Raw genomic sequence first — 26103 nt, 5'->3', positions numbered from 1 at the left:
AGCTAGAGTGAGCTGATGCGTACGGATCCAGGTTCATTCGGAGCGCATATCCGGCCGCATCGGTGTAAAGCTCTATTTATGGCAATTTGATTACAGGAGGGGAATGATGGAACTCAAAGGAACCAAAACCGAGGAAAACTTGAAAGCGGCTTTTGCCGGGGAATCGCAGGCGAACCGGCGTTATCTCTACTTCGCAAACAAAGCGGATGTGGAAGGGCAAAACGATGTGGCAGTGGTTTTCCGCTCGACTGCTGAAGGCGAAACCGGACATGCGCACGGTCACCTCGAATACCTGGAGGCGAGTGGAGATCCAGCTACCGGCTTGCCATTTGGTTCGACGCGCGCCAACCTTGAAACAGCCATTGCGGGAGAGACGCATGAATATACCGATATGTATCCCGGAATGGCTAAAACTGCACGTGATGAAGGTTTCGATGAAATCGCCGAATGGTTTGAGACATTGGGCAAGGCCGAGCGCTCCCACGCCAATCGCTTCCAAAAGGCCTTGGACAGTCTCGGCGACTGACGATTCGACAAGTAATGCGACAGTCGATCCGATAGGCGACTATAGACAGCAAGCGGAAGGGATCGGATCCTGCATCCCGTTCCTTCCGCTTGTATTGTTATTGTTCGGGAATTTTCAACCGAATTTCCATCTGTTTTATTTCCCCATCCATTTTCACGCATGACCACTCGCGAAGGCAGCCTGGAGGCGCCGAAGCGCCTTCCCATCGACTGGGAAAATCCGGAATATTATGACGAACCCAAGCTGTTCGCGGAGATGGAGCGTGTCTTCGACATATGTCACGGTTGCCGCCGCTGTGTGAATCTGTGCACCGCATTTCCGCGCTTGTTCGATCTCATAGATGAGGGGTCGACCGGCGAACTGGACGCGGTGGAGAAATCGAGATATTGGGAGGTAGTGGATCGCTGCTATCTCTGCGATATGTGCTCCATGACGAAATGCCCGTATGTGCCCCCTCATCCATGGAATGTCGATTTTCCACACCTGATGCTGCGCGCCAAGGCAGTCAAGCACGAAAAAGGCGGTACGAGTTTCCGTGACAAGCTATTATCCAGCACCGACGCGGTGGGCAAGCTTGCCAGCATTCCCGTCGTGGTCCAGGCAGTCAATGCGATCAACAAGGCGCCCGCTACCCGCAAACTGATGGACAGCATGCTTGGCATTCATGCAGAGCGCAGATTGCCGGAGTACGACAGTCACAGATTTCGCAAGACCGCCCAGCCGAACGCGGACCACGCGGTGCGCAACGGCGAGCGAACGCCCGGGAAAGTGGCAATTTATTCCACCTGTTACATCAACTATAACGAGCCCGGAATAGGGCACGATTTATTGAAGATACTGGACCATAACGAGATTCCAGTATGCCTGGTGGAGAAAGAAGCCTGTTGTGGAATGCCGAAGCTGGAGCTGGGTGACTTGCAAGCCGTGAAAGAACTCAAGGATAAAAATATCCCTCCCTTGGCGAAACTGGCCAGGGAAGGTTATGCAATACTTACAGCGGTGCCGTCCTGCACGCTCATGTACAAACAGGAATTGCCACTCATGTTTCCGGACAACGAGGATGTGAAGGCGGTAGCCAAAGCCATGCTCGATCCCTTCGAATATTTGACGATGCGAAATCGTGATGGGCTGTTGAAAACGGATTTCAGGAAATCGCTAGGCAAGGTTTCATATCATATTCCTTGCCATTTGCGCGTGCAGAATATCGGGCAGAAGACGAAAGATCTGTTGCAGATGGTGCCCGACACAAAGGTGACCGTAGTGGAGCGCTGCTCCGGGCACGACGGCACCTGGGGCGTAAAAAGCGAATACTTTGCCGACTCCATGAAGATCGGCAGGCCCGTGTTCAGGCAGATGGCCCAGCATGATCCTGACTATATCAGTTCCGATTGCGCGATCGCTGGTCGCCATATCGAGCAAGGCATGGGCGAAACAAGCGCGCAGAAGGCGCATCCCTTGACCCTCATCCGCATCGCATACGGGCTGCCCTGAACGATGGCCGATGTTCGGTTGGCGTTGCCTCTATTCATTATCATGATCAAATAATAATTATGCCTCAGATCACCCGCAGCAGCCTGATGACCCTGGAAGATTACGCAAAGTCACGGCAGGAATTCCGTGCGCGTGTAATGGCGCACAAACGTAACCGCAAGATACATCTCGGCACGAACGTGACTCTCATTTTCGAGGATGAGTTGACGATGCGGTATCAGATCCAGGAGATGCTGCGGGTAGAAAAGATTTTTGAGGAAGCGGGCATCCAGGAGGAACTGGAAGCCTACAATCCGCTGGTGCCGGATGGGACCAACTGGAAGGCAACGATGATGATCGAGTACCCGGATCCTGTTGAGCGCGTAGCCAGATTGGCCGAATTGATAGGCATAGAGGACAAGGTATGGATAAAAGTGAATGGCTTCGACCCGATCTATGCCATTGCCGATGAAGACCTGGACCGGGAGAATGAAAAAAAGACTGCTTCCGTCCATTTTCTGCGATTCGAGTTGGAGCTGGAAATGATAAAGGCATTGCGTGAAGGCGCCTCTTTGAGCATGGGCATTGATCATTCTGCCTATAAAGTGCCGGGACAGGAAGTGGATGCGGCAGTGCGGAATGCTTTGATGGATGATCTGACCGCAGATCTCGCGGGGTGATGAGAACTTACCTGCTCATATTCTGGTTGCTGCTTTCGAGTACATCGATTTCAGCTTTTGCCCAGCAACAAAAATTCGAATATGAGTTCGATCATGAACGACCGTGGGTCGAGTTGCAGACGGAATTACCCCCGTATCCCGAACAGGAGAATCTGCTGCAATTCGATGCTGGTCCTGCAAGTTCGAATACGCATTACGTCGATGGTGCGTCTATTACAGTGGGAGAAGATGGTGTGGTGCGTTACACCCTCGTCATCAAGTCTCCCACCGGTGCGATGAATGTGAGCTACGAGGGAATACGCTGCCAGACCAACGAGAAGAGAACCTATGCCTATGGGCGCAACGATAAAACCTGGGCACGGGCAGGGCTGTCGAAATGGGTCGATCTCGAAAGTATTGCGCAGAACTATCCTCAGCGCGCGCTGTTCCGGTATTTTTTCTGTCCTCTCGGACTTCAGACAGTGAAGGATACGGATGAAGCGATCCAGGCATTGAAAGCCGGCATTCATCCGCGAGCGGTAAGGTATTAGCCGAGAAGATGCGTGCTCTCCTTCTCCCCAAGGAAGGCGAAACGAAGTAACGGTTGGATGGGGAACTGGACTGACCGCCATGAATAGATTTCCGCATCGCTCCATTATGTGCCATACCCGCGAAAAGGGGGTATCCAGATTTCAAGAAGTTATCTGGACTCATGGTTCCGCTTTCCCATAGAGGTGTTAAAGCAGAACCAGGTTATCCCTGTGGATGAGCTCCGGTTCACCAATATAGCCGAGAAGGCTTTCGATTTCGTCGCTTGCCCGGCGGAGAATACGCCGGGTTTCCGCAGCATTGTAATTGACCAGTCCGCGAGCGATTTCCCTTCCGTGCGGATCGAGGCAGCCTACGACTTCACCCCGTTCGAAGTTGCCGCGCACATCGGTCACGCCGACCGGCAGAAGACTTTTGCCGCCAACGGCCAGTGCTTCCACCGCTCCTTCGTCCAGCGTGACATTTCCCCGGATTTGCAGATGGTCCGCCAGCCACTGCTTGCGAGCGGCAAGCGTCATGGTTTCCGCCAGCAACTGGGTGCCGATTGCTTCCCCTCGGGCGAGGCGAATCAAGACATCCGCTTCGCGTCCCGACGCAATCACCGTGTGCGCGCCGCTTCTCGCTGCGCGTTTGGCCGCCAGCACCTTGGTCAACATGCCGCCCCGTCCTATTTCGCTGCCTGCCCCCCCCGCCATCCGTTCGATGTCCGCGTCTCCGGCTTTTGCTTGCTCCACCAGTTTCGCCTGGGTATCTTTTCGCGGATCGGCTGTGAATAACCCTCGCTGATCGGTTAGAATTACCAGAACATCCGCCTCGATCAGGTTGGTTACCAGTGCGGCTAGCGTATCGTTATCGCCGAAGCGGATTTCATCGGTTGCTACCGTATCATTTTCATTGATGATTGGAATGACATTCAGATCCAACAGCGTGGCCAGCGTGGAGCGTGCGTTCAGATAGCGCTTGCGGTCGGACAAGTCTTCGTGGGTGAGCAAAATCTGGGCCGAGTGCAATTCATGCTTGCGGAAGCAGGTTTCATAGGCCTGCACCAGGCCCATTTGTCCCACCGCCGCTGCCGCCTGCAATTCATGGACCGCGTGGGGGCGCTTTTTCCATTTCAGGCGTTGCATTCCCTCCGCTATGGCCCCGGAAGAAACGAGTACCACTTCCTTGCCGGTCTTCTTGAGTTTAACGATTTGTCCAGCCCAGTGCGCGAGCGCCGAATGGTCAAGGCCTTGTCCCTGGTTCGTTACCAGGCTGCTGCCGACCTTGACGACAATGCGCCGCGACTGCTTTAAAACGGATTCCATATTTGACGCTTTACAATGAATGTGCGGTTGCCCGTATCCAGGTTTTCAATACCGGATATCTATTCCAGATATCGAAAAAATCAAATCAAGGGTAGTTTGAAGAGGTGGCTAAAGATCAGAACAATCCGTGCGGCTATCATGGAGGATTGTGGCACGGTTTTTATTATAAACTGCCGCCATCCTTATAAATAGCGAAGTTTCAAACCCTCAGCGAGCCATTTCCGCCAGCATCGGCTGTTTGCCGAAAGGCTCGGTGACAGCATAGCACACGGGTGTCAGTATGAGGCTTGCGGCCATGCCCACCAGCAGCCCCACGGTCAGGGAGAGCGTCATGGGGACCAGGAACTGTGCCTGTTCACTCCTTTCGAGCAGGATGGGAAGAAATCCGACAAAATTGGTGAGAAAGGCGAGCAGAATTGGCCTGAAGCGAGCGCTGCATGCCTCGAGGATAAGCGCCGAGACGGGCCGGCCGCTGTCTCCCCGTTTTTGCACGTAATCCAGCAGTACCAGGCTATCGTTTATTACCACCCCGCTCGCGGCGATCATGCCCACCAGCGACTCCATGGATAGCGGAAGACCGATCAGCCAGTGCGCCCACACCGCGCCGCTCCAGGCAACCGGAGCCGCCAGAAGAAAGATCAGCGGCTTGGTATACGAACGAAAGGGGACGGCAATCAAGGCGTAGATAACGGCCAGGGCAGCTCCGGTAAAAAGCACCAGCTTCTGGATCGTCTGTTCCTGTTCCTGGCGCTCTTCGCCAATGTCGATATCCAGTCCTGGAAACTGACGTTTTATTTCAGGTATTTCATGCGCTGCAAAACCGGCATAAATGTGGTTCACATCAGCAAGTTTGGGGTCGGTCTGGGCCTGTACCTTGAGGATGCGCTGCCGGTCCTGGCGAAGCAGTTTTGCCTGGCCGGGCATCAATTCGACTTCCGCAAGGACCCCGAGGGGAGCCTGGGCTCCACTGGGCAAACGAACCGGGAGATTCTGCAGATCGTCGAGTGACTGCCTCTCGCTACGCGGCAGCCGCACCATGACCTTGACTTCATTGCGCCCCCGTTGCAGCCGATGCACCTCGTCGCCATAGTAGGCGTGGCGCATTTGCTCGGCAATATCTTCCAGCCGTATACCAAGGCGTTCCGCCTCGGGCTTGAGACGCAGGCGGACTTCGGGTTTACCGGCCTCGGCGGAATCCACCACATCGTATACCCCGATATAATCCGCCAGTTTCTGTTTGAATACCCCCACGGCTGCCGTCAGGATTTCCGGATCGGGGTGACCGAGATCGAATTCGATATCGTAGGGGAGATCCCCTTCCTTATACAGGAAGTCAATCTTGGCCCGTCCGATGTCACCGATACGCTTGCGCCACTCGCGGATGAAATCCTCTACCACGATGTGCTGGCGGCCAGCGGGAGAGAGTTCGGTCCAGAAACCCGCGCTATGTTCCGCGATGATCGTTTCCATGCCGACGATGACGCTCCCGCCGATATCCGCGTCACTCTTGGCTGCCTCTCTATCCAGTTCTTCCCGCAATTGCAGCAACGCCTGCTCCACTTTTTCCGCTATCCTGCGCGTTTCGCTATAGGGGGCATCTTCGGGCAATTTCAGATAGACCCAGAAGCTCTCTTTTGTCACGTCCGCCTGCAAGGCCATCCGCACATGGCCTCCCGCCACCAACGCCCCAGCCAGCATCAGCAGGACAGCGAAAATGGCGATCGTGAGATAACGCCAGGCAAGCGCTTTCTGTAGCAATGGTTCGTAAACACGGCGGACGAACTGCTGCAATCCATGATTGAGCGCAGCGCGCAGATGCAGTAAGGGCGGGTACGCCCATGTGCTCCCGGACGGTGTCGCCAGATGAGAGGGCAGTATCAGCAGCGCCTCAACCAGCGAAAATACCAGCGTGAGAACCATTACCAGACAGATGGGTTTCATCATCTGGCCTGCCCATCCCGGCAGGAATAAGCCGGGTAGAAACGCGACAAGTGCGATCATGACGGCGAGAGTAACCGGCAGCGCGACTTCACGGGCGCCAAGAATGGCTGCCTGCAGGTTTCTTTGCATCCAGCGGAATTCCGCAGCCAATGAGCCGTTCCCTTCACCTGTTGCGGCAGCGGCTCCTGCTTTCGCCTCTTCCTGGCGGGCATAGATGGCTTCTCCTATGATAATTGCATCATCCACGAGAATTCCCATTGCCAGCAGGAAACCGAACAGCGACAGCATGTTGAGGGAAATATCCAGAGCCGGCATGAGCCAGAACGCGCCGAATATCGACGTCAGGATTCCCGCTCCGGCCCACACGGCCACCTTGAACTGAAGGAACAGGGTCAGGATGAGGCAGACCAGTGCGAATCCGGTGAGCCCATCCTCCAGCAGGGTGCCAATGCGCTCTTCGTAAGCCTGCGAATCGTCCCACCAGGTGATCAGGCCCACTCCTTGGGGAAGCTCCGCTTTTTTTTCCGCCACATAAGCCTTGACACGACGTGCCACTGCCACCGAATCTTTTTCGGCATGAATTTCCCAGCCTTGAGCGGTTTCCCCATTGTGATGCCACTCCGACAACCGCTCTTCCAGGCCGTCCTTCACCACCGCTACATCGCGAAGCAGCACCCGGCTCCCGTCCGGCCGGGTACTCACCACCAGATTTCCAACCGATACATCATCCTGGGCTTTGCCCTTGACCCTGAGCAGCAGCTCGCCTGCCGGGTTCTTCATTACCCCTCCGGGCAGGTCCACCGAAGCGCGTCGAATGGTTTCCGTCACCTCCTTGAGCGAGACGCCATACTGACGCAGTTTCTCCGTGGATACCTCGATTGCAATCTCGTATGGCAGCTCGTAATAGTTGTGCGCCTGCGTTACCCCAGGTATGCGGGAGAGCTCGGCATGGATGTCATCGCCCAGCCGCCTGAGGGTAAGCGGATCGGTGGGGGCATATAACGCCACCCAGATAACGCCATCATCTCCGATACGGTTTGCCGGCTGCACGTCAATCTTCTCCAGCCCTTTCGGCAGGCGCTGAATCGCTTGCACCCTTCCACGCGCCGCATTCATCACCTGATCCCTGTCGTAAGTGGGCAGGGCGGTCAGCCTGACCCTGCATTCCCCCTCGACGATTTCCGAGTTCAACCTTTTAATGCCGGGCAGATTGTAGACAGCCTCTTCGATCCGGATGCAAACGGATTCTTCGATCTCCAACGGACCCGCACCGGGATAGGTCGCCCTGATCTCGATCTGATGGGGCAGGAATCGCGGAAACACTTCCTTGTCCATCAGCAGCAGGCTGCCCGCACCCCCCAGCAGAATGAGCAACATGAGGAGGTTGGCAGCGATCGGATTGGCCGCGAACCACGCAATCGGCCCGGAGGAGGGAAGGGAAGGAGGAAAGATGCCCTTCATTAAAAAAAACTCACGGATAGACTCTTCTCTTGGCAAAGTGGCGGGCATAGCAAATGGAACGAAGAACAGCTGGGCATATAAGCTTCGCTCATAGCGCACCATCCTGTGTTGGCGCCTCCAGACCGGTCTTTTTGAGCTTCGGCCCCGGATCCACAATCTCGGCGCTTACCTTCATTCCCTCCACGGGGACCTCGATCCTCGAGATGACGAGCCTATCTCCCGCGTTCAACCCCCTTTTGGCGAGAATGCGATCGGGCTCACGCCGCAAAATTTCTACACCGCGGATATGCAGGCGGTTTTCCGCATCGACGAGTAGCACCTCCCGGGAAGCATTGACGGCTCCGGGCGGCAATACAAAGACATCGGCCTGCTCCCGCCCTTCGATCTCCGCTTTTACAAACAAGCCGGGTATGAGCGGAGGCTGGCCGGACTTGACCTTATAAGGATTCCGCACTTCGGCAACGGCGTGGAGGAGCCCGGTTTCCTCATCCAGCGCACCCTCCGTCCGGATAACGTGCCCCTCCCATCGGTGAGTTGCGCCCGCAAATTCCCCGCTCAAGACAACCCTGGGTCCCCTTTCTGCCTTGTTGTCCCTATGGTCGAGGAGAAGATCGAGGTATGCGAATTGGTCGGTCGCCAAAGGCAGGCGTATCTGGGCAACATCGGTCGCATAAAGGCGGGCCAGCTTTTCTCCAGGTTGAACGTACTGACCAAGACCGATATGCATGTTGCGCACACGCCCGGCAAATGGCGAGCGCCACTCGCACCGGCCTCGCTGCAGGCGGGCTTTTACCATGTCGGCCTGCGCTGCCTTCAGTTTTGCGCGTGCCTCCGCCAGTTGCGGCTCCCGCATGGTCAAAGGCGAGGGTGTTCCTTCCCCCAGAACCTGCCATTCCTGGCGTGCCTGTTCCGCCTGCGCCTCTTCCATCGCAACCTGGCGCTCCGCCTCGGCGATGCGCGCGTATGCCTCCGCGATCGCATGATCATAGTCGCGGGGATCGATCATCATCAGTATATCGCCCGCCTCAAAAAAACCTCCGGCCGCCAGGCTGGGATGAAGTCGAACGATCTGACCCGCTACCTCGGGGACGAGATCAATCTCGGTACGGGGCACGACTACACCTTGGGAACTAATATTCAGCTTGATCGTTTGGGGAGTTGTCTCGATCACCTGTACCGCTGGTATTCCGCTATCCGGCAATTCGGATTTCAGTGACGGGCGGTGAACAGCAATCGCCCACGAAATACTGATGCCGGCCAGCACAACAAGAACGGGGATGATGATTTTGAGCATGCCCTTGCTTGCCAGTTGTTTCAGCACGCCTCGCAAATGCTGCCTCCTAATGCCAGGTAAAGATTGATTCGATTGCTCAGAAGCTGGCGCCTGACGGAAAGATGCGCACTCTGGGCAGTGAGGGTGCTGCGGTAGCTATCCAGCAGGGTAAGAATTTCGATATACCCATGTTGATAGGAATAGACTGCCAGTTTTCGGCTTGCTTCGGTTTGCTCAACCGCACTTCTCAAGGCTTTTTCTTCCTTCCGTAGCCATTCGTCGGCTGCCAGCGCCTGCTCCACTTCCCGGAAAGCATTGAGTGCCGTGTCCTTGTACAGATTAAGGGCCTGCTCGGTCTGTGCCTTGTCAAGTTCGATCTGGCCGCGGATGCGCCCGCCCGTGAATACCGGTTGCGCCAACCCGATGAGCACGTTCCATGCGAGAGCCCTGGGATCCACCAATTCGGTCAGTGCCTGGCTGCGCATTCCTCCCGCTGCAGTCAGGGCAACTCGCGGCAGCAGTAATTTTCTCGTGCTTTGCAGACGGGAGTCGGCAGCCAGTAAACGATCATAGGCAGAGACGAGATCCGGCCGTCTTTCCAGCAATTCCGAGGGCAACCCCGCTGGCATATCGGGTGGAAGTTCAGGCAGTTCCGCAGTCGCCCTCAGCACAGCTTCCGGATAGCGCCCAAGCAGCACTTGCAGTCGGCGTGCCACGATCTGAACTTGGTTGCGCGCCTGGGTAAGCTCGGCCTCCGCGTTGGCAAGGTCGGTGAGGGCCAGGCGCACATCCAGCGCTTTCGTCAAACCCCGGGCGAAGCGCCCCCGCACCAGGTCGACAATAACGCTGCGATCCTTTACCGATCGCTCCGCCACTGCTGCTTGCAGTCTGGCTTCGGCAAGCTCAAAATAACTCTGCGCCACCCGTGCGGCCAGAGACAGGCGCGCCCCTTGAAAATCGGTTGCGGTCGCATTCGCTTCTCTTATTGCTGCCTGCTGGAAGTCGCTTATCCGTCCCCACACATCCAGCTCCCAGCTCAGGCTGAACAATGTTTCAAACACACTGAAGCGAGCTGAGCCGAATCCCTCCTCGCGGATTTGCGCATATTGGTAATCCGGGGCAAAGAGCAGTTGCGGCCATCGGCTTGCACCGTCTATGCGCGCCTGGGCCACCGCAGCTTTTACCCGCGCCGCCGCAGCCTTCAGTTGATAATTATCCGCCAGGGCGCTGTTAACCACGGCGCTCAGATTAGGGTCGCCAAAAGTTTCTACCCAGTTTTCCGGGGTGGGTTGTGGAGTCCCTTTATCCGCTGTCCATCTGGCTGGGATTGCTGCGCCTGCATCTCCAGGATTTCTCAGTGGAGATGTTTTGCAACCGCCAATTCCGGCGAGGGAAATCGAAACAATTATTATCGCAAATATTCTGGCCATTTCGGTTCAAGCCGATCCGGAAAGTGAGGATATCCACTCTATCCTTCAGAACCGGAAGTTGATCCATATTGTAAAATAGAAATTGCTATATGATAATAAGAATACTTCTCGTTATTGTTATTATATGCTTTTTGTGGAGATGCGGTAATGATTGTCGAAGAGCAGGTTGAACTGAGCGAAGTCTTCATGGCTCATCGGTCCCAGTTGCGCTGGGCGGCGCTCAAGATTCTCGGTAATCCCGAGCGGGCGGAGGATGTGGTGCAGGATGCATATCTCAAAGTATCGGAAGCAGCGGCAGTATTCCACGTCAAGCAGCCCGTCGCATACCTGTTCCAGATGGTTCGCAATCTTGCCATCGATCATCATCGGCGCATTTCATTCGAATTGAATCTTTTCGAGGGCGAAGACAACGGGCTGCATGTGCCCTCCCATATTGGCATGCCCGAAGCCACGGTCATCAGCCGCGAGCATCTGAAACTGGTTGCAAAAGCAATATCGGAACTTCCGGAGCGGACGAGGCGCGCTTTTGAACTTCATCGTCTGGAAGGGCAGACGCACCGTGCCATCGCTGCCGAACTGGCTATTTCGACTTCCCTAGTGAATATCCTGATCCACGAGGCACTAGACCACTGCCGCGCCGCTCTCCAATCCACCTAGTCTCCCACTTGATCACTGCCAGCCTGGATCACTCCTGTAGCCTGGAAGCATTTGCACAACGGTATCCGCTATACTTGTTTCGGGTAAGTTTAAAGAATCGATGGATCCGAAGATTCATCGAGGGAACATCAAGGTGAGAGCGTGGCGAATTCAGAGGACCAGGATTCGGATCAGGTGTGGCATACAGCAGTCGAGTGGGTGATACGTGAGCACGAGTCACTCAGCCCCATTGAACGGGAAGAGCTGATCGGTTGGCTAAGCATGAACCTTGCCCATAGAAAGGCCTACGATGAGGCTTCCCGCCTCTGGCTCATCACCGGTCTTGTTCCACCCTTTGAACCCCCTGCCGAGGATTGATGACGAAGAGATAATACTGTGATGGGGGGCTCCATAATGTTCTTTGCTACGTCACATCAATCCGCTGGAGTTGAATTGATATACCCCTACTACAGCCCGGAATAGACTTTAAGGCGTGGATGTGGCAAAACGAGTGCCAATATGCGGTATCTCCGAATGATTCATGCGTCTTATCAGAGGGGAGCGGGATTCATTACATCCGGCGTACAATTCGCTTTGACAATCGTAGAGGGATTTCCCGATACAATTGAATAGGGAGGGACGTTCTCTGTAACAAATGCGCCTCCTGCGATTCTGCTTCCGCGACCTATGGTTACTCCTCCGACGATGATCGCGTGAGGCCCGATCCAGACTTCATCCTCAATCACTGGGTGTTCAGTTTGACTATTTCCGTCAGGGGAAATGCGATCACCCAAGGGTAACCCCGTGAAAAAGGGTTACGTTATTCCCAATCTTTGCCCCTGGATTCACAACCAGCCCCAACCGTGTGTGATGGCTATACCGGCACCCACCTTGTTCCGCCAGGAAAAGTCTGCAGCCGCCAAATGCGTCGACAAACGATGCATAAATTTCAAGGGGATGAGCGCAAGACGTAGGAGGCCCGGTTCTGCTGCTGCCCCCTGGCACAGTCTCATCGTTACGACTACCCGAAACGTTCTGTGACCCTACCCCAATAAACTGTACCGGCGCATTCAACCGGTCAGTGCAACGCTTCATTCAGTACTTGGGCGGGTGTTCTAAAATCCAAGGTTTTCCTCGGGCGAGAGTTTGGTTTTTCGGCGACCTCATTCAGTTGACACTGTGTGTATGGCGCCAAACTCGTTCCTTTTGGAAAGTATTGTCTTAGCAGGCCATTGGTATTCTCATTGGTTCCCCTTTGCCATGGGCTGCTCGGATCGCAGAAATAGACGGCCATATTGGTGGCCATGGTAAATCGCTTGTGTGCGGCAAGTTCCTGGCCTCTATCCCATGTCAGGCTCTTACGCAGTTGCTCAGGAAGCATGCGCATCTGGGTTATCAAGGACTGAACAACACTTTCAGCGCGCTTGTCCTGCACTTTGCAAAGCACGGTGAATCTGGAGTATCTCTCGACCATCGTAGCAATGCCACTATTACTCGAGCCTATAAGCAGGTCTCCTTCCCAATGCCCCGGCAGGGCCCTGTCTTCCACCTGTGCAGGGCGCTCTCGAATAGAAATCGCATCGGTAATGTGTCCTCTGCCTGCAACCCGGTGGGACTTGGCGTGACGAAACATTCTTTTGGTGCGCAAGTGCTTCTTCAGTTCCTGGCGTAGTACGCCACGAGTTTGAATGAACAGGGATTTGTAGATCGTCTCATGCGATACACACATCGCTTTTCCGTCAGAAGAGTGTCGCTTGAGCCATCCGGTTATCTGTTCTGGCGACCAATCAGCCTCCAGCAGTGCTGTTACCACGCCTCTTAGCTCCTCATCCTGGGAAAGCAATGTGGGCTTGGGGCGTCGACTGCGCTTGAGAAAAGCTTTCTCGGCATGGCATGCCCGATATTTTTCAGGTCCGCCATTGCGGGCAATTTCTCTTGATATCGTAGAGGCAGCCCGACCAAGTTCCTGGCTAATCCTGCGCAGGCTTTTGCAACTAGCCAATCCACGAGAAATCATTTCACGTTCCTTCAGCGACAGGCAACCAGATCGACGAGATCGTTGCCTCGGCTTTATGCCTCCATGGTAGAGAAGATACGAATATACCGTCGCAGGCGGCTTTGCAATATCTCTAGCAATTACACTCATAGCAACCCCTTGCTGCCATAACCGCCAAATACACGCTTTGCGTTCATCAGTCATGCCACCATATACGCTAGCCATTGCACACCTCTACAAATCAAGAATCAATAGGTGTTGCACTGACCGGTTGAATGCGCCGGTACTGATTCTGGGGTAGGGTCATTAAGAATCGGACTCTACTACGTCATGAAGCTAATAGGAGGGGCAGGTCATGCGATACTAATCCTTATTCGCGTTTCTTTTCAACTATTCTGTAACCAGGATGCGGCAAAGCAGGAGAAATGTATCGAGAGTTCGACACGGAGAAAATCAGATATCAAACAGAACTCTAGAGGCTCGCGAAGGGGATCTAACGCTCATTAGAGCAAGGCATCGCGATCCATCATAATAGAAATGGGTATAAAACTCATTATTATCGAAGATATAGCTTAATGCCTGAGCTATCCGGGATTAAAAAGTCACAAAAAATTTTCGCTATCAAGCTATCTCTTCGATCTCTCTGATCAAAAACCGGTCAGCTATCAGTCGTTTTCCTAAATTCTTCGAATCCTTATTCGTCTAGCTAATCAAGGTTCCAAATAAGATTAAGACGCATTTCCAATCTGTGGAATTCGTCCATGGAATCTGGAACGCATCTGTTTACAGACATAAGGGGAACAAGCATGACAAGTTGCTTCGACCGCGAAGACGGGACATTTCGCGTGCTGGTCAATCATGAAGAGCAGTACTCCATCTGGCCGGAGTGGAAAGCCATTCCGGGAGGATGGCGGGACACCGGAGTGCTGGGAGACAAGAAAACCTGCCTGGAACATGTAGAGAAAGTCTGGACGGATATGCGCCCCCTCAGCCTGCGGCGCTTCATGGACGAACAATGTCCCGCTGAAGCCAGGTGATGTCCCCGATCCTGACACTTTTCGCGCTGCCATGCGCAGGCGCGAGCTCGGTCATGTATCTGCGCTGGCGGCGCAGATTGCCTTCCTGGGTGCAAGTGGAACCGGTCGAGCTGCCGGGTCGTGGAGGCCGCCTGGATGAAATGTTCGCGAAAAGCTTCCCTTCACTGGTCGAGCGCCTAACGGATGAGATCGAGGCGTGCCCGCCCCGTCGATACGCATTCTTCGGGCACAGCATGGGAGCGCTGCTCGCTTTCGGAATTGCCCATTCCTTGCGCAAGAGAGAAAGACCCTTGCCTCTTGCCCTGTTTGTGTCGGGCTGTGCCGCACCCTCCCGGCAGGACTGGCGGCGTTATGCGGACAAGAATGCCGACGCGTCGCTCATTGCTGATCTGCGCAAGCAGAAAGGGACACCGGAAGAGGTGTTCGAGAGCCCGGAGTTGTTGTCCCTGACGCTCAGCCTGCTGCGTGCGGACTACCGCATCTGCGCGAGCTTTCGCCACACGCAATCCTTGCCTTTGCCGCTGCCGATTCATGTTTTTGGGGGCCGGGGCGATGAAATTCATGAGTCGAAACTGGAAGCATGGCAATCCGAAACTACAGAAGAGTTGTCACTGGATCTGTTTGAAGGAGGGCATTTCTTTCTCCGTCAGCACGAAGAGGCCTTTCTTCCCGTGCTCGTCCAGAGAATGGCTCTATACCGTCCAGAGGTATATCAGGAAGCACATCGAGAACCTGCTGATATGTCCCTATGTATTCCATAAGGTATCCACTAAGGTCTCCCATAAGGCGCTTGCCGCTGTCCGAGCGCATTCCGGATGGCATGGAAGTGTGGTTGCTCGAGCTTGATGTTGGGCTCTCGGTGCCGGATGCCGAACTGGCGTTGTTATCTGCAGAAGAGCGTGCGCATGCGCAACGGTTTCGGCGGCAAGAAGACCGTGTGCGGTCCGTCGCAACCCGTGCCGCGCTGCGGCGACTTGTCGGAGCGCGGTTGATGTTGCCGCCCGACCAGCTGCGCTTCGTGGTCAATCCATATGGCAAGCCGCGGCTGGAAGGTGAGCCAGAGATCGAGTTCAATGTTTCTCATGCCGGTTGTTGCGCCCTGATTGCTCTTTCGACCAGCGGACCGGTCGGCGTCGATATCGAATGCGAAGAGCGCGTCCTCAATGCTAAAAACCTCGAGGAGCTCGCGGCCTACGTCTTTTCTCCATTGGAGCGCCACCTTGCGTTGCAGACCTCCAAAGATTTCATCCAGCACTGGGTAGCGAAGGAATCCGTGCTGAAAGCCTTGGGATTGGGCATCTCCGAACACCTGCAATCCGTGTCCATTCTGCCCCGGGACGACGAGGCTTACCAGATTGCGCATGATTCCCCGGAGTGGCCGGAAATACAAGCCTGGCGCCTTCCGGTATCCGATGGCTATGCAGCGGCTCTCGCATTCCAGACTCATGACCGGGCTTCAACCCAAGGGAAAAGCCGGGAAGTGTCTCGACAGACATCCTGGCTTCCCCTGTCAAGCCTGGAGCCCTGCCAAGATCGGGGTGCATCTCCGCAGGCTTGCGATCATTCCGTTCGCCAGATAGATCACGCCTGAAAAGGTTTCAAAGTCAGTCCACTGAAAGGTTTCACTATGACGCCAAGGTCAATTTTTCACCGCATTTACCCCCAAAACCTGGTGACGCATCTCCGTAATCTCGCGTTGGCACGTCCCACAGACCTCGCCTTGACGGTAATGGGCCAGGAAGGCGAGGGAGCCGTGGAAAAAGCATTCGACTATAGAACATTGGATCAACATGTTCGTGCACTCGCAGCCATTTTGCAGGACCGTTTTTCGGCAGGCGAACGCGCCCTGTTGCTCATGGAAAATGATGAGCATTACGTAATCGGCTTCTTCGCCTGTCTTTATGCAGGCCTCATCGCTGTGCCCGTTTTTCCGCCGGAGATGGTGCGAGAACGGCATCTGGCACGCCTGCTCGCCATTGCAGCCGATGCTGAGGCACGCTGCATATTGACCACGAGCGAAATTATGCCCTTGATTGCTCGTGCCGCGGTGGAACAGTTTTCTTATGCGATCGTGCTGACTGTGGACACGGTGAAATGCGATAACGCCTCCGCATGGCGTGAATGTTCTCCCGCAGAGGGAGATATCGCGTTTTTGCAATATACCTCGGGGTCTACATCTACGCCCAAAGGGGTGATGGTGAGCCACGGCAGCCTGATGACAAATACGAGAGTGTTCGAGGAGGGCATGTCGATCAATGCAAACGACATATTCGTGAGCTGGTTGCCGCTGTATCACGATATGGGTCTGATCGGCGGCTTGCTGCAACCCATCCATCGGGGCATTCCTGTCGTGCTGATGACGCCCCGATTTTTTATCGAACGACCGGTACGATGGTTGAAAGCCATTTCGCACTACCGTGCGACGGTGAGTGGCGCGCCCAATTTTGCGTTTCAACTCTGTGCGGACCGGGTAAGCGATGCTCAGCTACAAGAGCTCGATTTGTCGAGCTGGCGTGTCGCCTTTTCGGGTGCCGAACCGGTACGCCGGGAAACGATGAAAGCATTTATCGAACGCTTCGCACCGGCAGGATTTCCACCTGGCACAATTTATCCCTGTTACGGCCTGGCCGAAGCAACGCTTTTTGTCACCGGTGGGACGCGTGGAGACGGCATGGAGGCACATTGCTTCTCTACCCAGCTGCTCGCGCAAGGCAAGGTCGAAGTGGCGGAGCAGGGAACCTCTCTGGTAGCTTGCGGTGTGCCGGCTTCCGGTCATACGGTGAGGGTTGTAGATCCGGAAACAGGTGTCCAATTGCCCGATGGTACGATCGGAGAGATCTGGACGGATGGTGCCAGTCTGGCTTGCGGCTACTGGCGAAAACCAGAGGAGACAGCCGAAACTTTTGTTTCCCGCGAGGGGGGACGTTGGCTCCGCACCGGAGACCTTGGCTTCATACATGATGGACAGTTATACATTGCAGGAAGGCGCAAGGATCTCATCATCATAAGGGGGCAGAACGTCTACCCGCAGGACCTCGAGCAAGTGATCGAGGATGAAGTGGAGGCCGCCCGGAAGGGAAGGGTGGCCGCGTTTTCGGTAGAAACCGAAAACGGGGAAGGAATCGGCATGGCCGTGGAGATATCCCGCGGCATGCAGAAGCTTATCGCCGTTGAAACTCTGGTGCAGGCGTTGAGTGAGGCCGTGAGCGGAAGCTGCCATGAGCCGCTCTCGGTGGTGGTACTACTGAATCCGGGAGGATTGCCCAAGACTTCCAGCGGAAAATTGCAGCGCGCAGCCTGCCGCCAAGGCTGGCGCGAGCGCACCCTGGACGCATATGCCGTCTATGAGTTTGGCAATTTCGTGCTGGGCGGCAGCGTTCGGCCCGTACTCACGCTGACGGATGACGTCGAAATTTCGCTCGCGGGCCTCTGGGAAACCGTGTTGAATCGCCGTGGGTTGGGGCGCGAGGATCATTTTTTTGCCAGCGGCGGAAGCTCACTCTCGGCAGTTCAGGCTGTGGCGCGTATTGCTGAGCATTGGCAGATCGATTTCACGCTCCGCAGCCTGTTCGAGAATCCAAAGTTGCGCGAGTGCGCAGAGGAAATCAAGCGCGTACTGTCGGTTGGCACTCCCAGACGCACTGCCAGCATCCGCATTCTTTCCACCGCAAGGAGGATTGGAGCAGCCGATGCGGCACCGCTCTCCTTTGGTCAACAGCGTCTCTGGTTCCTTTGGCAACTGGACCGGACATCCACCGCCTATCACATCAAGCAGGCGTTGCGATTGTCAGGCTCCCTGGATGCCCAGGCGTTGCAGGCCAGCCTTGATGGGCTGGCCGCGCGCCACGAATCCTTGCGTACCGTTTTCCGGACAGGAGCGGAAGGTTCCGCGGAGCAGGTGATCCAACCGGCAGTGCGGTTGCATATTCCACACATCCATCTGGACGACACTCCCGCCTTTGTGCGTGAAGCGTATGCGAAAGAGGAGGCCGACCGGATCATTTCGGATCCCTTCGATCTGACACAGGGCCCGTTGCTGCGAGTAGTCCTGATCCGGCTGACGCAGGATGAGCACATCCTGGTTATGGCCATGCATCACATCATCTCCGATGGTGCCTCGATGCAGGTGTTGCTTGACGAGCTCGCCATCGGGTATATGGCTCATGCCCAAGGGCAGTTGCCGCAGTTCGACCCGTTACCCATCCGCTACGCGGACTATGCCGAGTGGCAGCGCAACTGGCTGGAAGCAGGCGAGAAAGACAGGCAACTGGCCTACTGGCGTGATTGCCTGGGCACCGAACATCCGGTATTGGAATTGCCGGCCGATCATCCGCGGCGGCCTGTGGCAAATTATCAGGCGGCACATCATTCTTTCGACCTGCCGCCGGATGTGCTGAGCAGGCTGCGAAGCCTTGCCCAACGCCCGGATAACCGCAGTGCGACCCTTTTCATGGCGCTGATGGCGGGTTTTCAAGCTTTGCTCTATCGCCTCACGGGACAAAAGGATATTCGTGTCGGCGTGCCGGTCGCCAATCGCAACCGGACTGAAACCAGAGGCATCGTCGGTTTTTTCGTGAATACCCAGGTACTGCGCGGGAAGATCGACAGCCGCATGGCTTTGTCAACCCTGCTCGCGCAGGTCAGGGAGGCGGCAATCGACGCCCAGGCACACCAGGATTTGCCCTTCGAGCAGTTGGTTGAGGCATTGCAGCCGGAGAGAAGCCTGAGCCGGACGCCGCTGTTCCAGGTGACCCTTAATCATCTGGTAAGCGACCGACGCAAGCTCGATCAAATCAAGGAGCTGAAGATCGTTGACTATCCGTTGGGCGAGCAGGCTGCACAGTTCGAGCTGACGCTGGAAACGATCGAATCACCCGATGGAAACGTGCGTGCAAGCTTCATCTATGCGTCAGAGCTCTTCGATATCCGCACGATCGAGCGCCTCGGACGCCAGTATGTGGCTCTGTTGCGGGCACTGGCCGGGCAGCCGGAAATAACCATCGGCGATGTGCCTCTGTTGAGCGAGAGCGATATGGCGCAGCTCGGAGCATGGGGAGCATGGGGGGCGAATGCTGGAGCGCACCTTTCAGGTAGCGCGGTGTTCGATCGATCTGCTCATCCAGCCGCCCATGAAGCTGCCCGTCATGCGGCCCATGAACCTGTACATCGGCGCATAGAGCGCCAGGCGGAAGAACGCCCGAACGTCTGCGCCCTGATTTTCAACGATACCGAAATAACCTACCAGGAGCTGAACTGTCGCTCAAACCGGCTCGCACACCATTTAATCGCTCTGGGAGTCAAAGCGGAAGTAAAGGTTGGCATTACGGTAGAACGTTCCATCGAGATGATCGTCGGCCTGCTGGGCATTCTCAAGGCAGGAGGAGCATATGTACCGCTCGATCCCGACTATCCGCGCGAACGCCTCGACTATCTGGTTGAGGATAGCGGCATCCGGTTGCTGTTGACGCAATCCCCTCTCAGGAACCGTATCCCCGATTCGGAAAAGCTTTCGGTGCTGGAACTGGATAGCGTCGACGTGAAGGGGGTAGCAGAGACCAACCCGGAGATTGCGTTACATCCCGACAATCTCGCTTATGTCATCTATACATCCGGATCGACCGGCAGACCGAAAGGAGTAGGAGTAAGCCATGGTCCCCTGGCAATGCATCTGGCAGCGATCAGGGAAATCTACGACGTACGTCCTGGCGATCGCGAACTCATGTTTTTCTCGATGAATTTCGATGCGGCTGCGGAACAGTGGATCACGCCCTTGTGCGAAGGTGGGACGCTTGTCCTTTCATCGACACGGGATCTTGCTGGCGACGGTTTCGTCGATCAGATCGGAAAGCACAGCATCACCACGCTGCACTTGCCGCCCGCTTATCTACGGATGCTGCTTCCCTTGATGCAGGACGGTGCCCCGTCGGTACGCACTTGCATAGCCGGCGGCGAAGCATGGTTTGCAGCCGACCTGGCCGCAACGCAGGCGGCTCTTCCGCAAGCCCGGCTGGTCAACGCGTACGGGCCTACCGAAACGGTCATCACTCCAGCCGCCTGGGTAGCCCATGCGTCTGAAACCGCTGAGGTTCGTATTCTCCACGAGTTCGCGCCCATCGGCCGTGCCGTTGGAGATCGCAAGTTGTACGTACTCGATGAGGACTTGAATATCATGCCTCCCGGCTGTGCCGGAGAACTCTATATCGGTGGGACAGGACTTGCCCGCGGATACCTTGATCGTCCCGGTCTCACCGCAGACCGCTTCGTTGCCGATCCTTTCGCACCGGATGGGAGCCGCCTTTACCGCACGGGGGATCGCGTGCGCTGGCGCAATGAGGACAATGGCGGCCAACTCGAATACTTGGGCCGACTCGATCACCAGGTCAAGCTTCGCGGCTTTCGGGTTGAACTGGGCGAAATCGAGGGGCAGTTGCTGGCCCAGCCCGGAGTTCGCGAGGCGGCGGTAGTGGCAAAGGAAAGCCGCAATGGAACGCGTCTCATCGCCTACGTCGCCGCGCATCACGGCGTAACACTCAATGCATCCATGCTCAAGACTGCCCTGGCTGCTGTGCTTCCGGATTACATGCTGCCTGGTTCGTTTGTGCTGCTCGATAGTCTGCCGCTCAACCCCAATGGCAAGGTCGATCGCCAGGCGTTGCCCTTGCCCCTGGCGGAGCAGATCGATGAGGCGGCCTATCAGACGCCCGTCAATGCCGTGGAAACGATGATTTCGGAGATCTGGGCGGAAGTCCTGGAGCTACCCCGAGTGGGGCTGCACAACAATTTTTTCGATCTGGGCGGGCATTCGCTGCTGCTCATCAAGGTGCAATGCAAACTGGAAGAGCGGTTGAAAACACGCATCGCCATCATCGATCTTTTCAGATATACCACCGTCGCGAGCCTGGCCAAATTTCTCGGCCAGGAGGACAGGCAGGCGGATAAGGGGCGTCTGCCCTTGCAGCGCCATCAGGAACGGGCGCAGCGGCAGAGAGCGACGTTCATACAACGCAGGCAGAGAGCAGGGAGGACGCATTAATGGATCATACGGAAGAGTTTTCGGAAAGAGACGATATCGATATCGCGATTATCGGTATGGCGGGCCGGTTTCCAGGCGCGGATAACGTGGATACTTTCTGGCGCAATCTGCAGGATGGAGTCGAGTCCGTTACTTTCTTTACCGACGAGGAACTCCTGGCGCGAGGGATTTCGCGCAAGACTCTGGAAGATCCGCACTATATCAAGGCGGGCGCCGAACTGCCCGGCGTCGATCTTTTCGATGCCTCTTTCTTTGGTTATACCCCGCGCGAGGCAGCGGAAACGGACCCGCAGCACCGGCTGTTCCTGGAGGTGGCCTGGCAGGCGCTGGAAGATGCCGGCTATGACGCCTCGAACTGCAGGGTCCCGGTCGGGGTTTATGCCGGCTGCGGGGTTAACACCTACCTGCTGCTGAATCTGTTTTCCAGCGGTCGATTTTCGGATATGCACGACATTTCTTCGCTGCAAGGGTTGATGAATGGAAACAACAAGGACTCCATGACGACGACCGTCTCCTACAAGCTCAATCTGCGCGGACCGGGGATTACCGTGCAGACAGCCTGTTCCACTTCACTCGCGGCCGTGCATGTCGCTTGCCGTGGCCTGCTCAATCACGAGGCGGACATGGCAATGGCTGGGGGTGTCTGGGTCAATCTGTTGCACGAAGGCGGTTATCGCTACCAGCCTGGAGCGATTCTGTCGCCGGATGGCCACTGCCGCGCGTTTGATACAAATGCGGCGGGCACGGTGATCGGGAGCGGGGTGGGGATCGTCGTGCTCAAGCGGCTGGCGGACGCCCTCGCCGATGGCGATACGATTCATGCCGTAATCAAAGGGTCCGCAATCAACAACGATGGTTCGGCCAAGGTGGGCTACACTGCACCGAGCGTGGAAGGCCAGGCGGAAGTGATTCTGGCTGCCCAAGCCATCGCCGGCGTGGATGCCGACACGATCAGCTACGTGGAGACGCATGGCACGGGAACAACGATCGGCGATCCGATCGAGATCGCGGCGCTCACGCAAGCCTTCCGCGAAAGCACGGACAAGCGCGGATTCTGCGCCATCGGATCGGTCAAGACGAATGTAGGTCACCTGGATGCAGCAGCAGGCGTCGCCGGCCTGATCAAAACCGTCCTGGCAATGAAGCACCGAACCCTTCCGCCCAGCCTGAATTTCGAGCAGCCCAATCCACAAATCGATTTTTCCTCGAGTCCTTTTTACGTCAACACGGAGAGCAGGCATTGGTCGAATGAATCGGCCCCACGGCGCGCCGGAGTGAGTTCCTTCGGCATCGGGGGGACCAATGTGCACGTCGTGCTCGAGGAAGCTCCGCCCGTAGAGCCCGTGAGTTCCTCACGCGCCTGTCAGTTGCTCACACTCTCGGCGCGCACGCGCACGGCGCTGGATGCGATGATTGCCGGATTGCACGAGCATCTGCGCGCACATCCCGGTTTACCCCTTGCCGATGCCGCTTATACCCTTCAAACGGGAAGAAAAGGTTTTGCCTGCCGCGCAGTAGTGCTGTGCCATGACAGGAATGAAGCGCTCGGCGTTTTGGAAAGGAAGCCTGCGGACCGCTTTGTTACCGGACAAGTGGCATCGGAAAATCGCCCCATAGTCTTTCTTTTCCCCGGTCAGGGTGCCCAGCATATCGATATGGCGTGGGAGCTTTACCACGGAGAGGCGGTTTTTCGGCGGGAATTCGATCGCTGCGTCGAATTGCTGCAACCCCACCTGAATTTCGACTTGCGCACCGCCTTATATCCTAACCTTGACCCTAACCTTGAAGGTGGGGATGAGGCGCGGAAGAAGGAGTTGTCCGCGCGCCTCGAACAGACGGAAGTTACCCAGCCCGCACTCTTTGCCGTCGAATATGCTCTTGCACAGCTATGGATGTCCTGGGGCATCCAACCGGCGGCAATGATCGGTCACAGTGTAGGCGAATACGTCGCGGCATGTCTTGCGGGCATATTTTCGCTCAAAGACGCGCTACGCCTGGTTGCCTTGCGCGGACGCTTGCTTCAGCAGACGGAGACGGGCGCCATGCTCGCGGTCATGCTGCCCGAGGCGGAAATCACGCCTTACCTGTCGGAAAGCTGCGATCTCGCCGCTGTCAACGGGCCTGAATTGTGCGTTCTTTCAGGCCCGGTCGCCGCCATTGAAGCGTTGGAAACCGATCTGCGTAATAAAGGTGTCGAGGCGCGACGCCTTCATGTTTCCCATGCATTTCACTCCGCACAGGTCGAGCCGATGTTGCCGGCTTTCATGGAGCTGATTTCGGCCATGGAGTTGCACCCCCCGCAGATTCCCTTTCTTTCCAATCTCAGCGGCGACTGGATTACTTCGCAGGAAGCCACTGATCCCGGGTATTGGAGACAGCACGTGCGCGGGACGGTACGCTTCGATGATGGACTGCGCGAGCTGTTGGGCAATCCCAATCGAATCCTGCTGGAGGTGGGACCGGGCGAAACATTGACTACCCTTGCGCGGCGTCACTCCGAAGCAAAACCGGAACACCTCATCCTTTCATCCTTGCCCCATCCTGGCAGAGCAAACCAATCTCAAGCACATTTTTATCTTTGCCTGGGACGATTGTGGCTTGCCGGGGTCGATATCGATTGGAGGAGTTTTTACGCTGACGAGCGCCGCCGCCGCGTCTCCTTGCCGACTTACCCATTCGAACGCCAGTCATACTGGATCAAGCCCGGAAACCAAAAGACTGCGAAGACTGCAAAGGCAGTGGGGGAAGAAGACAGGCCCAGGCTCATGGCTGGCCTTGAGCCAGGTGCACGCCGGCAGGTGAGGGATAATGCCGGGCCGGTAGTTCGACCGCTCGATGAATGGTTTTACACCCCTTCGTGGCGCCGCTCGGACAGCATTGAACAAGAGAGCATCCTCCTGGATCAGGGAAGATCATTCATCCTCTTCGCAGATGATCATCCCTTCGGGGTGGCCCTGACAGGGCATTTGCTTACGCTGGGAATAAAGCCAATCGTTGTCTCCGCGGGCCCGGCCTTTTACCGTCAGGACAAGGACCACTATGTTGTCCGTCCGGGCGAACGTCAGGATTACGATCTTCTGTTGCGCAACATCGACGAGGATGGCAGGACCCTCGGCCATATCTTTCACTTGTGGAGCCTGACCGGAAATGGCGGCGGGCGCATTTATAGGGAAAGCCAGGTCGAAAATCAAGTGGAAATCGAGGCCAGGAATTTCTTCAGTCTGTTTTATCTCGCCCAGGCGCTGGAGAGTGCCAAACAGGTGATCCCGAGCGAGGCGAAGGTCGAAATCATGGTCATCACCGACCAGTTCGAGGATGTCACCGGCAGCGAATCCCTTCGCCCGGAAAAAGCACTGCTGCTTGGACCCTGCAAGGTCATTCCCCAGGAATACGCCTACCTGAGCTGCCGGCTGGTTGATATCGAGTTGCCTGCAGGCGACGGTACTGCAAAAAACCGGCTTGTGCATCAGATAGTGGCCGAGTCTCAGGCTGAGCCGGTTTCCTCAATGGTCGCCTACCGGGGACCCCACCGCTGGATTCAGACTTTCGAACCCATTCAATGTGGGAAACCGGGGAAAGCGCACCTGCGCCTTCGAAATGGCGGCGTCTATCTGATTACCGGTGGCCTCGGCGGCATCGGCCTGACGCTGGCCGAGCATCTGACGCGCAACTATCGCGCAAAGCTGGTGCTGATGGGACGCTCCCTGCTTCCAGCCCGCGAGCAGTGGTCCAATGTCATTTCAGCAGCGGAAAAAGCAGACCGCACGCGCAGCAAGATCGAGAAAGTCATGCACCTGGAGGCGTTGGGCGCGGAAGTGCTGGTATTGCAGGCCGACGTTGCGATCCAGGCGGAGTTGAAGACGGCGGTGACACAGGCCTATGAGCACTTCGGTGCTATTCACGGCGTGATTCATTCCGCGGGAGAGGTCGGTACCGATCTCATTTCGGTGAAAAACGGGGGGGAGGTGGCGAAAGTGTTTGCCCCCAAGGTACAGGGAACGCAGGCATTGCAGGCTGTATTCAGGGATGCCTCCCTGGATTTCATGCTGCTGTGCTCATCGCTGGCAGCCATTGCGGGTGGCCTCAGCAAGGTCGATTACTGTGCCGCCAATGCCTACCTCGATGCTGTCGCCCGCGGGGCTACCCGTTCCGCCCATAGCGGCTTCACATTTCCCGTCATATCCGTTAACTGGGATGGCTGGCGGGACGTGGGGATGGCGGCCAACATGGCAATGCCCGAGGGGATGGGAATTTCACCCAGGGAAGGCGCTGAGGCTTTCGAGCACATCGTCAATAACGTGGTCAGGCCCCAGGTGATCGTCTCCACCCTTGACTTGCACGCCCGCCTCAATCAGACGCAGGAGGATCTGGTAACCCTCGTCGGAGAGCCTTTCGCGCTGGCGGAGAACGGGCAGCATGAGCAGGGGGGCCAGCCGCACTATCCGCGACCTGCCCTGGACACGGCCTTTGTCGCTCCAGAGAGCGATCTGGAGAAGAGCATTGCAGAGATCTGGCAGAGCTTGCTTGGAATGGATGCCGTCGGTATTCATGACAATCTGTTTGAATTGGGGGGGGATTCGTTGCTGGGTATTCAACTGCTTTCGAGAGTGCGGGCAGTTTTCGGAATCGACATGCGTCCTGCAGATTTTTTCCGGTCCCCCACCGTTGCAGGTCTCGCCGAGCTGGTAGAAACGAAATTACTGGACGAGATCGAGTGCCTATGATTTCCCGCCCCTTTGATGTGAAGCCATTCCATCTCCCGATGTTCCATCATTTTTATCCGCA

Annotated in this window: 17 protein-coding genes; 11 read left to right on the top strand and 6 right to left on the bottom strand. The window is 56.3% G+C overall.

Features of this window, described 5'->3' with window-relative positions:
* The first annotated feature begins 106 nt into the window (after positions 1-106).
* From NMUL_RS09670 to NMUL_RS09655, 4 genes are all read left to right on the top strand, one after another.
* On the top strand, positions 107-526 hold the full coding sequence (locus tag NMUL_RS09670; RefSeq protein ID WP_011381162.1) for a rubrerythrin family protein: 420 nt from the start codon (positions 107-109) through the stop codon (positions 524-526).
* A gap of 159 nt (positions 527-685) precedes the next feature.
* Positions 686-2017 carry a (Fe-S)-binding protein gene (locus NMUL_RS09665; protein WP_011381161.1) on the top strand — a complete coding sequence of 444 codons (1332 nt, stop codon included), beginning with the start codon at positions 686-688 and terminating at the stop codon, positions 2015-2017.
* 59 nt (positions 2018-2076) lie between these two features.
* Complete coding sequence (locus NMUL_RS09660) at positions 2077-2676, top strand: DUF3501 family protein (RefSeq protein ID WP_011381160.1); 600 nt, start codon at positions 2077-2079, stop codon at positions 2674-2676.
* Positions 2676-3206 carry a CNP1-like family protein gene (locus NMUL_RS09655; RefSeq protein WP_011381159.1) on the top strand — a complete coding sequence of 177 codons (531 nt, stop codon included), beginning with the start codon at positions 2676-2678 and terminating at the stop codon, positions 3204-3206. The genes NMUL_RS09660 and NMUL_RS09655 overlap by 1 nt, the downstream gene beginning before the upstream one ends.
* A gap of 186 nt (positions 3207-3392) precedes the next feature.
* Here the strand turns inward: NMUL_RS09655 and proB are convergent, their stop codons facing one another.
* The 4 genes from proB to NMUL_RS09635 all read right to left on the bottom strand — a co-directional run bounded on the left by proB (position 3393) and on the right by NMUL_RS09635 (position 10616).
* Positions 3393-4511, bottom strand: coding sequence for a glutamate 5-kinase (gene proB / locus NMUL_RS09650; protein WP_011381158.1), 1119 nt, complete (start codon positions 4509-4511; stop codon positions 3393-3395).
* A gap of 207 nt (positions 4512-4718) precedes the next feature.
* The gene (locus NMUL_RS09645; RefSeq protein ID WP_041353110.1) at positions 4719-7913 is read right to left on the bottom strand and encodes an efflux RND transporter permease subunit; all 3195 of its coding nucleotides are present in this window, start codon (positions 7911-7913) and stop codon (positions 4719-4721) included.
* Positions 7914-8001: 88 nt separating this feature from the next.
* Positions 8002-9234: an efflux RND transporter periplasmic adaptor subunit gene (locus NMUL_RS09640; protein ID WP_011381156.1), complete on the bottom strand. Its 1233-nt coding sequence runs from the start codon at positions 9232-9234 to the stop codon at positions 8002-8004.
* Positions 9228-10616 (bottom strand): efflux transporter outer membrane subunit, encoded by a 1389-nt coding sequence (locus tag NMUL_RS09635; protein ID WP_011381155.1) that lies wholly within the window; start codon positions 10614-10616, stop codon positions 9228-9230. Before NMUL_RS09635 ends, NMUL_RS09640 begins: the two co-directional genes overlap by 7 nt.
* A gap of 147 nt (positions 10617-10763) precedes the next feature.
* Here NMUL_RS09635 and NMUL_RS09630 point away from each other — a divergent pair, with 147 nt between their 5' ends.
* Together NMUL_RS09630 and NMUL_RS09625 are read left to right on the top strand one after the other, a co-directional pair.
* The gene (locus tag NMUL_RS09630) at positions 10764-11273 is read left to right on the top strand and encodes an RNA polymerase factor sigma-70 (RefSeq protein ID WP_011381154.1); all 510 of its coding nucleotides are present in this window, start codon (positions 10764-10766) and stop codon (positions 11271-11273) included.
* Positions 11274-11414: 141 nt separating this feature from the next.
* A complete protein-coding gene (locus NMUL_RS09625) occupies positions 11415-11630 on the top strand; it encodes a FecR/PupR family sigma factor regulator (RefSeq protein ID WP_041352530.1) in 216 nt (71 codons plus the stop codon).
* Between the two features lie 173 nt (positions 11631-11803).
* Here NMUL_RS09625 and NMUL_RS16505 read toward each other — a convergent pair whose 3' ends face one another.
* Both NMUL_RS16505 and NMUL_RS09615 read right to left on the bottom strand, forming a co-directional pair.
* Complete coding sequence (locus NMUL_RS16505) at positions 11804-11998, bottom strand: LbetaH domain-containing protein (protein ID WP_049783104.1); 195 nt, start codon at positions 11996-11998, stop codon at positions 11804-11806.
* A 332-nt stretch (positions 11999-12330) separates the two neighbouring features.
* Positions 12331-13473: an IS30 family transposase gene (locus tag NMUL_RS09615; RefSeq protein WP_011381153.1), complete on the bottom strand. Its 1143-nt coding sequence runs from the start codon at positions 13471-13473 to the stop codon at positions 12331-12333.
* 536 nt (positions 13474-14009) lie between these two features.
* Between NMUL_RS09615 and NMUL_RS09610 the strand changes: the two genes are divergently transcribed.
* Genes NMUL_RS09610 through NMUL_RS09590 form a run of 5 tightly spaced genes read left to right on the top strand, consistent with a single transcriptional unit; the run spans position 14010 to position 26042 of the window.
* Positions 14010-14285, top strand: a complete 276-nt coding sequence (locus NMUL_RS09610; protein ID WP_272867644.1) for an MbtH family protein — start codon at positions 14010-14012, stop codon at positions 14283-14285.
* The gene (locus NMUL_RS09605; RefSeq protein WP_011381151.1) at positions 14285-15046 is read left to right on the top strand and encodes a thioesterase II family protein; all 762 of its coding nucleotides are present in this window, start codon (positions 14285-14287) and stop codon (positions 15044-15046) included. Before NMUL_RS09610 ends, NMUL_RS09605 begins: the two co-directional genes overlap by 1 nt.
* The gene (locus NMUL_RS09600; protein WP_011381150.1) at positions 15034-15876 is read left to right on the top strand and encodes a 4'-phosphopantetheinyl transferase family protein; all 843 of its coding nucleotides are present in this window, start codon (positions 15034-15036) and stop codon (positions 15874-15876) included. Before NMUL_RS09605 ends, NMUL_RS09600 begins: the two co-directional genes overlap by 13 nt.
* Positions 15877-15912: 36 nt before the next feature.
* Positions 15913-21318 (top strand): non-ribosomal peptide synthetase, encoded by a 5406-nt coding sequence (locus NMUL_RS09595; RefSeq protein ID WP_011381149.1) that lies wholly within the window; start codon positions 15913-15915, stop codon positions 21316-21318.
* Entirely contained in the window at positions 21318-26042 is a 4725-nt protein-coding gene (locus tag NMUL_RS09590) for a type I polyketide synthase (RefSeq protein ID WP_011381148.1), read from the top strand. Before NMUL_RS09595 ends, NMUL_RS09590 begins: the two co-directional genes overlap by 1 nt.
* Positions 26043-26103 lie beyond the last annotated feature (61 nt).

Origin of the sequence: Nitrosospira multiformis ATCC 25196 (assembly GCF_000196355.1) — a bacterium.
In the GTDB taxonomy this organism is placed as follows: Bacteria; Pseudomonadota; Gammaproteobacteria; order Burkholderiales; family Nitrosomonadaceae; genus Nitrosospira; species Nitrosospira multiformis.
This window is presented reverse-complemented; position numbering and strand designations above follow the sequence as displayed.